This window comes from Achromobacter sp. (genome assembly GCF_049647645.1).
Lineage (GTDB): Bacteria > Pseudomonadota > Gammaproteobacteria > Burkholderiales > Burkholderiaceae_B > Achromobacter.
Map to the genome: position 1 here is coordinate 1 of NZ_JBARYB010000103.1, position 9,314 is coordinate 9,314.

The window sequence follows — 9,314 nt, forward strand, 5'->3', positions numbered from 1 at the left end:
GCGCGGATCCGCGCGCGCAGCGCCCGCTGATCGTCCGCCCCCGCGGCGCTCGCCCGCCCAACGCAAAGGCGACCACCACGAGGACGCCGCTCTGCGCCTGCTGCAGTCGCGCGGCCTGGTTCTGCTGGCACGCAATCTGCAGACCCGCGCCGGCGAAATCGACCTGGCCATGCGCGAAGGCGACACCCTGGTGTTCGTCGAGGTCCGTTCCCGTGGCCCGAGCCGCTTTGGCGGCGCCGCGGCCAACATCGGCCCGGACAAGCAGGCCCGGCTGGCCCGCGCCGCGGCCTTCTGGCTGCCGGAACTGGCCCGGCGCCACTGGCACGGCAGCCTGCCTGCGGCCCGCTTCGACGCCGTCGTATTCGAGGCCGGCGATCCCCAATGGCTGCGCGGCGCGTTCTGGCAAACCTGAGGCCCGCCGCTCCCGTAACGACCTGCCTCACAGTCGTTACGCCTGGACAGAACCGCGTCACGGCCCCGTGAGATAATCGCGCCCATGGATATGACCTCTCGTATGACGTCGCACTTTCGCGACGCCATGGCTGCGTGCGAACAAAGTATGAACGTCCTGGCCGAGCCGCTGGCAGTGGCGGTGGACGTGCTGTTCGGCGCCCTGGCAAACAACGGCAAGATTCTGGCTTGCGGCAATGGCGGCTCGGCCGCCGATGCGCAGCATTTCATCGCCGAACTGGTGGGCCGCTTCGAGCGCGAACGCCTGCCCCTGGCCGGCATCGCGCTCAATACCGACACCTCGATCCTCACCGCCGTCGGCAACGACTACGGTTTCGACGAGATCTACGAACGCCAGGTCAATGCCTTCGGCCAGGCCGGCGACGTGCTGGTGGCCATATCCACCAGCGGCAATTCCCCCAACGTGGTGCGCGCCATGGAAGCCGCCAGCGCCCGCGAAATGCACGTGCTTGCCCTGACTGGCAAGGGCGGCGGCGTCATGGGGGAACTCATTACGCCGATGGACGTCCATCTATGTGTTCCCAGCGATCGCACGATGCGCATCCAGGAAGTCCATATTCTGCTGCTGCACGCGCTGTGCGACGGCATTGACGCTCTTCTGCTTGGAGACACCGAATGATTTCTGACGTCCGTACCGCAGCCCGCCCGCTGATGCTCGCCGCGGCGCTCTCCACCGCCGCGCTCTCGCTGACGGCCTGCGCGCCCCTGATCGTGGGCGGCGCGGCCGCCACCACCGCGGTCGTCGTAACGGACCGCCGTACCTCCGGCATCCAGCTCGAAGACCAGAACATGGCGTTCAAGGCGCAGAGCCAGATCTCGCAGAAGCTGGGCGACACCGCCCGCGTCAATGCCATGGCCTACGGCGGCCACCTGCTGCTGACCGGCGACGTACCCACCGAGGAAGCCAAGAACCAGGCTACCGCCATCGCCCAGGGCGTGGAAAACGTCAAACAGGTCATCAACCAGTTGAACGTAGGCCCCATCGCCTCGTTCGGCGTGCGCTCCAACGACACCTGGCTGACCTCCAAGGTCAAGACCGCCCTGCTCAACACCAAGTACGTGCCCTCGGGCACCATCGCGGTCACGACCGACCACAGCGTCGTCTACCTGATGGGCAAGCTGACCCAGGCCGAAGGCGAGTACGCCGCCAACGCCACCGCCGACGTCGGCGGCGTGGCCAAGGTGGTTAAACTGTTCGAGACGATCAGCCGCGAGGAAGCCATCCGGCTGTCGAACACCGGTTCCAAGTCCAACACTTCCACGGAAACCAGAGCGCCCATCGAAAGCGGCGCCGGCGCAGCCAGCGACAACGCGGCCGGCACCAGCAGCGGCGTAGAGGCCATGCCCATCAAATGAAGAAAGCCATCATCGCACTGGCCGTCCTGGTGGCGGTCGGCATCGGCGCCTGGTTCGTCATGCGCCCTGCCCAGACCGCGCCCGACGTCGCCTTCACCACGCTGGAAGGCAAAACCTTCTCGATGCAGGACCTGCGCGGCAAGGTCGTGCTGGTCAAGTTCTGGGCAACCAGCTGCGTGACCTGCGTGAAGCAAATGCCGGAGACCATCGCAGCCTATAAGGAATACGCCGCCAAGGGTTACGAGGCGATCGCGGTCGCCATGAACTACGACCCGCCCAACTTCGTGCTGAACTTCGCCGAGACGCGCAAGCTGCCGTTCCCGGTGGCCCTGGACACGAAGGGCGAGATCGCCCGCGCCTTCGGCGACATCCGCCTGACGCCCACGGCCTTCCTGATCGACAAGCAGGGGCGCATCATCAAGCGCTACCTGGGCGAGTACGACGTGGCGGAATTCCACGCCACCGTGGAGAAAGCGCTGGCGGCAGGCTGAGCCCGCCGCGCGCCAACCGCAACGGACCGCCCGCGCAGGGCGGTCTTTTTTTTGCCGGCCGCCGTTCCCGCCGCAGCGGCCCGCCAAAGAAAAACCGCCCGATCGACGGGCGGTTTCCAGATCAGGCCAGCGGGAGCCTGGCTCAGAACGCCGGGACCACGGCGCCCTTGTACTTGTCCAGGATGAACTTCTTCACCTCGGGCGAGTGCAGCGCCTGGACCAGCTTCTTGATGCCCGGCGCGTCCTTGTTGTCGCTGCGGGTCACCAGGATGTTGGCGTAGGGGGAATCGGCGCCTTCGATGAACAAGGCGTCCTTGGTCGGGACCAGGCCGGCTTCCAGCGCGTAGTTGGTGTTGATCAGCGCCAGGTCCACGTCATCGAGCGAGCGCGGCAGCATGGCGGCTTCCAGTTCGCGGAACTTCAGCTTCTTGGGATTCTCGACCACGTCGGCGGCCGTCGCCAGGATGTTGGACGGGTCCTTCAGCTTGATCACGCCCTGCTTCTGCAGCAGCACCAGCGCGCGGCCGCCGTTGGACGGATCGTTCGGGATTGCGACCGTGGCGCCATCCTTGAGCTCGGACAGGCTCTTGATCTTCTTGGAATAGCCGCCGAACGGCTCGACGTGCACCAGGGCCACCGGCACCAGCGTGGCCTTGCGGTCCTTGTTGAAGGAATCCAGGTAGGGCTTGTGCTGGAAGAAGTTGGCATCCAGCTGCTTGTCCGCCAGTTGCAGGTTGGGCTGCACGTAATCGCTGAACACCTTGATGTCGAGCTCCACGCCTTCCTTGGCCAGTTGCGGCTTCACCACTTCCAGGATCTCGGCATGGGGGACCTGGGTCGCGCCCACCACCACTTTTTCGGCATGGGCGGCGTTCGCCGCCACCAGGAAGGCCGACGCCACCAGGGCGGACCGGACAAAGTTCAAACGCATGTGTTGCCTCTTTATGGGTAAAAAATCGGGGGCTGATGCCCCTGCCGGTGTGGCCTTGCCCCCTTTTGCGGGGCGCGCCGTTGCGAAATCGCCCCCAATTTACCTGAATGCCGGTTATTTGTCGGGCATATGAACATGGGTTTAAAGCATAAGAAACCTGTGGGTACTACAATCCGTCGTATGCTTGCGCTACCGCGTCCCGAACGCGTTTTTGTGCAGGCATTTTTTCTAACCACTCATACGTATATTTGCCGACTTAGCTGCCATGACCGACACCCCCGACCCTGCTGCCGTTTCGTCTCCCGCTGTCAAAGCCGCTGTGCTGTCTGAAGCACTGCCGTATATCCGACGATTTCACGGCAAGACCATCGTGGTCAAGTACGGCGGCAACGCCATGACGGAAGAGCGTCTGCAGCGCAGCTTCGCGCACGATGTCGTGCTGCTGAAGCTGGTGGGTCTGAACCCGGTGGTGGTGCACGGCGGCGGTCCGCAGATCGACGACGCGCTGCGCCGCATCGGCAAGCAGGGCACCTTCATCCAGGGCATGCGCGTCACCGACGCCGAGACCATGGAAGTGGTCGAATGGGTGCTGGGTGGCCAGGTCCAGCAAGACATCGTCATGATGATCAACGAGGTCGGCGGCAAGGCCGTGGGCCTGACCGGCAAGGACGGCGGACTGATCCAGGCCCAGAAGAAGCTGATGGCCAACAAGGACAACCCGTCCGAACCCATCGACATCGGTTTCGTCGGCGACATCACCATGGTCGAGCCGGCCGTGGTCAAGGCGCTGCAGGACGACCAGTTCATCCCCGTCATCTCGCCCATCGGCTATGGCGAGGACGGCACCGCCTACAACATCAACGCCGACGTCGTCGCCGGCAAGATGGCCGAAGTGCTGGGCGCCGAAAAGCTGCTGATGCTGACCAACACCCCGGGCGTGCTGGACAAGGGCGGCAAGCTCTTGCGCAGCCTGTCGGCGCAGACCATCGACGAACTGTTCGCCGACGGCACGATCTCGGGCGGCATGCTGCCCAAGATCTCGTCCGCGCTGGACGCCGCCAAGAACGGCGTGAACTCGGTGCACATCGTCGACGGCCGCGTGCCGCACTGCCTGCTGCTGGAAATCCTGACCGACCAGGGCGTGGGCACGATGATCAGCTCGCACTGATGCGGGCACAGCGTTACCTGCTGCGGCCGGCGCTACGCATGCGCCGGTCCCGCCGCACCGCCACGGGCGTTTCCGAACGCCTGTGGCTGTTTGACCTGGACAACACGCTCCACGACACCTCGCACGCCATCTTCCCCAAGATCGACCATGGCATGACCATGGCCGTGGCCGAGGCGCTGAACGTCGACATCGATACCGCCAACCGCTTGCGCTCGCAGTACTGGAAGCGCTACGGCGCGACGATGATAGGCATGGTCCGGCATCATGGCGTCGACCCCCACGAATTTCTGCATCGCAGCCACGACTTCGACGTCGGCCCGCTGGTACGCTCGGAAAAGGCGCTGGCCTATAAGCTAAGCCGGTTGCCGGGCCGCAAGGTGCTGCTGACCAACGCGCCGCTGCACTATGCCCGCGCCGTACTCGCGCGCCTGGGCATCCTGCGCCAGTTCGACAGCCTGTGGGCCATCGAGCACATGCGCCTGCACGGCGAATTCCGGCCCAAGCCTTCGCCCACGCTGTTGCGCCACGTGCTGGCCCGCGAAGGCGTGCAGGCGCGCAACGCGGTCCTGGTGGAAGACACGCTGGCCAACCTGCGCGGCGCGCGCCAAGCCGGCCTGCGCACCGTGCACGTGTATCACCCCGGCACGCCGTTCGCCCGCGGCCGTTCGCAGCGGCCAGCCTACGTCGACTTGCGGGTAAACTCCGTCAGTGATTTGCTGTTACGCCGACGCCCCTTGCGGGGATAGCGGCGCGCTCCTCCCCCCTTCACCGTCAAGCCTGCGCAAGAGCAGACCCCTCCATGGCGAGCAAACCCGGCGAGCGCAAGACCCAGATTCTGCAAACCCTGGCCGAGATGCTGGAGCAGCCGCATGCCTCCCGCATCACCACGGCTGCGCTTGCCGCGCGCCTGGAAGTCTCTGAAGCCGCGCTGTACCGGCACTTCGCCAGCAAGGCGCAGATGTTCGAAGGGCTGATCGAATTCATCGAAACCAGCATCTTCACGCTGGTGAACCAAATCGCCATCGCCGAACCCCATGGCCTGACCCAGGCCCACCAGACCGTCTCCATGCTGCTGACCTTCTCGGAACGCAACAAGGGCATGACGCGCGTGCTGACCGGAGACGCGCTGGTCACGGAAGACAACCGCCTGCAGGAACGCATCAACCACATCAACGACCGCATCGAGGCGTCGCTAAAGCAATCGTTGCGCATTGCCGTCACCGATGGCGGCCTGCCGCCGCAGGCCAATGTGGCGGCGCATGCCAGCCTGCTGACGCATCTGGTGCTGGGCCGCTGGCTGCGTTATGCGCAGAGCGGCTGGCGCGTCACGCCCACCCTGCACCTGGACGAACAACTGCGTCTGGCGCTGGGCTGAGCCGGCGCTCCGATCATCCGGCCGCAGCGCCGATTAGCATCGTGGCACGATCCAATTAATTCCCCGCCTGCCTTTCTTTTCGGCTATTAGCATTGTTCCATGCAACAATCTTCGCTTGCCGACGGCGCGGGGCGACGAGCATAATGCCCGTCAGACGTTTTCCACAAGCCCAAATCTCCACAGGCTTGATCCGCATCAATACGGGTTTTCCGCAATGCCGTCACGATCATGCTGTAGCGTCGACACACCGATTTGACCTATCCCGTTGCTCGCGGGGCGGTGTGTCGGCAGTTTGACCTCAACCGGAGATGGATATGACCGCGCAAGCCGCCGTCCCTGCCTCGCAAGCCCCAAAGAAAACCAAAATTCCAATCGGACTCATCGCCGGCGTCCTCGTGATGATCGGCGTGCTGATGATGCCGCTACCCGCCGACCTACCCGTCGCGGGCCACCGGATGCTGGCCATCCTGGCATTCGCAGTGGTGGTCTGGATTACCGAAGCCGTGTCCTACGAAGCCAGCGCGATCATGATCACGACGCTGATGGCCTTCCTGCTGGGCACGGCTCCGACAATCAAAGACCCGCAAGTCATCTATGGCACGTCGGCCGCGATCAGCATGGCGCTGGCAGGCTTCTCGAACTCGGCGCTGGCGCTTGTCACCGGCGCCTTGTTCATTGCCGCGGCCATGACCTTCACCGGGCTGGACCGGCGCATCGCGCTGGTAACCCTGTCCAAGGTCGGCACCAGCACGCGCCGCATCCTGATCGGATGTATCGCCGTGACCATCGTGCTGAGCCTGGTCGTGCCCAGCGCCACCGCGCGCAGCGCGGCCGTGGTGCCCATCATGATGGGCGTCATCGCGGCCTTCGGCGTGGACAAGCGCTCCAACATCGCCGCCGGCATCATGATCATCGTGGCCCAGGCTACCAGCATATGGAACGTCGGCATCCAGACCGCCGCCGCGCAGAACCTGCTGACCGTCGGCTTCATGGAAAAGATGCTGGGCGAACGCGTGGCGTGGTCGGACTGGCTGATCGCCGGCGCCCCCTGGTCGCTGATCATGTCGGCCGTGCTGATCGCCGTCGTGCTCAAGCTGCTGCCGCCGGAAAGCGACAGCATCGCGGGAGGCAAGGAAGCCGTCGAGAAGTCGCTGCTTGAACTGGGCCCCATGACGGGCGCGCAAAAGCGCCTGATGGCCGTGTCGCTCATGCTGCTGCTGTTCTGGTCGACCGAAGGCAAGCTGCACAAGTTCGACACGACCTCCACCACCTACTTCGGCCTGGTCCTGCTGCTGCTGCCGCGCTTTGGCGTGATGACTTGGAAAGACGTGCAATCGCGCATCCCATGGGGCACCGTGATCGTGTTCGGCGTCGGCATCAGCCTGGGCACCGCCCTGCTGACGACCCAGGCCGGCCAATGGCTGGGCAACCAGGTCGTGGCGCACACCGGCCTGGACCACCTGGGACCGCTGGCCATCTTCGCGATCCTGGCCGCCTTCCTCATTGTCATCCACCTGGGTTTCGCCAGCGCCACCGCGCTGACCTCGGCCATGCTGCCCATCCTGATCTCGGTGCTGGCCACGCTGCCGGGCGACTTCAGCCGTCTGGGCATGACCATGCTGTTGGGCTTCGTGGTCAGCTACGGCTTCATCCTGCCCATCAACGCGCCGCAGAACATGGTGTGCCTGGGTACGGAAACCTTCAACGCCAAGCAGTTCGCCAAGGTCGGCATCATCGTCACCATCGTTGGCTACCTGCTGATGCTGCTGATGGGCATGACCTACTGGCGCTGGCTGGGCTGGCTGTAAGGAGATCGCATCATGAAGATTTCGATCGCCCAAGCCAATGAGTACGGCCGCCGCGTGCTGATGGCCCAAGGCGTGCCCGAGGACATCGCCCGCGACGTGGCCGAGCACCTGGTCGAGTCCGACCGGGTCGGCTACACCAGCCACGGCCTGTCCATCCTGACCAACTACCGGCGGGTGCTGTCCGAAGGCCTGGCCCAGGCTGACGGCCGGCCCGAACTGGTCAATGACCGCGGCGCAATGCTGGCCTACGACGGCCACCACGGGCTGGGCCAATATGTCGGCAAGGTCGTCATCGAGAAGGCCATCGAGCGCACCCAGGAGCACGGCCAGTGCATCCTGACCCTGCGCCACAGCCACCACCTGGGCCGCATGGGCCACTACGGAGAAATGGTGGCGGCCAAGGGCCTGATCCTGCTGGCCTTCACCAACGTGATCAACCGCTCGCCGACCGTGGCGCCTTTCGGCGGCGCGCAGGCTTGCCTGACCACCAATCCGCTGTGCTTCGCCGGTCCGCTGCCCGGCGGCCGTCCGCCGTTCATCGTGGACATGGCCACCAGTTCCATCGCCGTCAACAAGGCGCGGGTGCTGGCCGCCAAGGGCGAGGAAGCGCCCGCGGGCTCGCTGATCGACGCCCAGGGCAACCCGACCACGGATCCCAACGCGCTGTTCACCGACCCGCCCGGCGCCCTGCTACCGTTCGGCGGCCACAAGGGCTACGCGCTGGGCCTGGTGGCCGAGCTGCTGGCCGGCGTACTCTCGGGCGGCGGCACGATCCAGCCCGAGCATCCGCGCAACGGGGTGGCGACGAACAATATGTTCGCGCTGCTTTTGGATCCGCAGGTGGACTTCAATACGGACTGGCGGTCGATGGAGGTGGGCGCGTTCATCGACTACCTGCACGCCTGCAAGCCGCAACCGGGCGTCGAAGGCGTGCAGTATCCAGGCGAGTACGAAGCCCGCAACCGCGCGCTGAACGAGGATGCGCTGACGTTCGACAGCCGGATCTGGGATGGTCTTACCAAGCTGGCCGTCGACCTTGGGGTGCCTGAGGCGTTGCCTTCTTGATGGCTTAAGTTGTTTGCTTGCTTGTGGGCGTCAGAGGTTCTTGAGACGCCCGTCACGTCGGTGGCCCGCCATGCGCGGGGCAACGATTGCGGTCCGGAGCGTTCGCTCCGGACTACCCCATCCTCATCCTCGTCCAGGCCTTCGGCCTTCCCTACGGATTCCGTCGGGCTTATCGACGCCCCGCGCATGGCGGGCCACCGACGCGACGGGCTCGTTCAGCTGCAATCTGACGTCAGCTGGGGCGAGCGGTGTGCTTGGCGTTCTGGCAACGGGTGGGGGTATGGCGGAGGATCTTGCGGGGCTCGCCTCGGGCCGGCCGCGCGGGCGGCCTTCCGAGGCTTCCACGATGTCTTGCGGTCAAGAATGACGCTGCGCGTGCATCAAACACGGGTCATCATTGAATGGCGCGAAAGCGACCGCCGCTACGACGCCCCCCAACCGCGTATGTTGAATTCGGCCGTCCGCACGGCCGAATTCAACGGGCCACGCAAGACCCGCCACCAACCACAACTCTAGCGGCGCAGCGAACCAAGACGCACGTAGCCCGTCGTCGCGGGCGGCGTGGCGGCTCGCAACCTCGATGCGCCCGAGGGAATCCGAAGGAGTCGCCGAAGGCGAGGACGAGGATGACGACGGGGAAGTCCGGAGC

General features: G+C 65.2%; 10 protein-coding genes. 9 read left to right on the forward strand and 1 reads right to left on the reverse strand.

The genetic code is table 11. The features are described 5' to 3' along the window. From WBB14_RS12610 to WBB14_RS12625, 4 genes are all read left to right on the forward strand, one after another. A partial coding sequence (locus tag WBB14_RS12610) for a YraN family protein (protein WP_424240121.1) occupies positions 1-412 on the forward strand: 412 nt, incomplete at its 5' end. 84 nt (positions 413-496) lie between these two features. Then, on the forward strand, positions 497-1,090 hold the full coding sequence (locus tag WBB14_RS12615; RefSeq protein WP_013396736.1) for a phosphoheptose isomerase: 594 nt from the start codon (positions 497-499) through the stop codon (positions 1,088-1,090). Continuing rightward, complete coding sequence (locus tag WBB14_RS12620; RefSeq protein ID WP_424240122.1) at positions 1,087-1,827, forward strand: BON domain-containing protein; 741 nt, start codon at positions 1,087-1,089, stop codon at positions 1,825-1,827. Before WBB14_RS12615 ends, WBB14_RS12620 begins: the two co-directional genes overlap by 4 nt. Then, positions 1,824-2,318 carry a peroxiredoxin family protein gene (locus tag WBB14_RS12625; protein ID WP_424240123.1) on the forward strand — a complete coding sequence of 165 codons (495 nt, stop codon included), beginning with the start codon at positions 1,824-1,826 and terminating at the stop codon, positions 2,316-2,318. Before WBB14_RS12620 ends, WBB14_RS12625 begins: the two co-directional genes overlap by 4 nt. Before the next feature lie 142 nt (positions 2,319-2,460). Here WBB14_RS12625 and WBB14_RS12630 read toward each other — a convergent pair whose 3' ends face one another. Further along, positions 2,461-3,249, reverse strand: coding sequence for a MetQ/NlpA family ABC transporter substrate-binding protein (locus tag WBB14_RS12630; RefSeq protein ID WP_424240124.1), 789 nt, complete (start codon positions 3,247-3,249; stop codon positions 2,461-2,463). A gap of 265 nt (positions 3,250-3,514) precedes the next feature. Here WBB14_RS12630 and argB point away from each other — a divergent pair, with 265 nt between their 5' ends. From argB to WBB14_RS12655, 5 genes are all read left to right on the forward strand, one after another. Beyond that, positions 3,515-4,417: an acetylglutamate kinase gene (gene argB, locus WBB14_RS12635; protein WP_013396740.1), complete on the forward strand. Its 903-nt coding sequence runs from the start codon at positions 3,515-3,517 to the stop codon at positions 4,415-4,417. After that, complete coding sequence (locus tag WBB14_RS12640) at positions 4,417-5,163, forward strand: pyrimidine 5'-nucleotidase (RefSeq protein ID WP_332013973.1); 747 nt, start codon at positions 4,417-4,419, stop codon at positions 5,161-5,163. Before argB ends, WBB14_RS12640 begins: the two co-directional genes overlap by 1 nt. Before the next feature lie 53 nt (positions 5,164-5,216). Beyond that, on the forward strand, positions 5,217-5,792 hold the full coding sequence (gene slmA, locus WBB14_RS12645) for a nucleoid occlusion factor SlmA (protein ID WP_424240125.1): 576 nt from the start codon (positions 5,217-5,219) through the stop codon (positions 5,790-5,792). Between the two features lie 314 nt (positions 5,793-6,106). Continuing rightward, positions 6,107-7,600: a DASS family sodium-coupled anion symporter gene (locus WBB14_RS12650; protein ID WP_424240126.1), complete on the forward strand. Its 1,494-nt coding sequence runs from the start codon at positions 6,107-6,109 to the stop codon at positions 7,598-7,600. A 12-nt stretch (positions 7,601-7,612) separates the two neighbouring features. Continuing rightward, a complete protein-coding gene (locus WBB14_RS12655) occupies positions 7,613-8,665 on the forward strand; it encodes an Ldh family oxidoreductase (RefSeq protein WP_424240127.1) in 1,053 nt (350 codons plus the stop codon). Positions 8,666-9,314 lie beyond the last annotated feature (649 nt).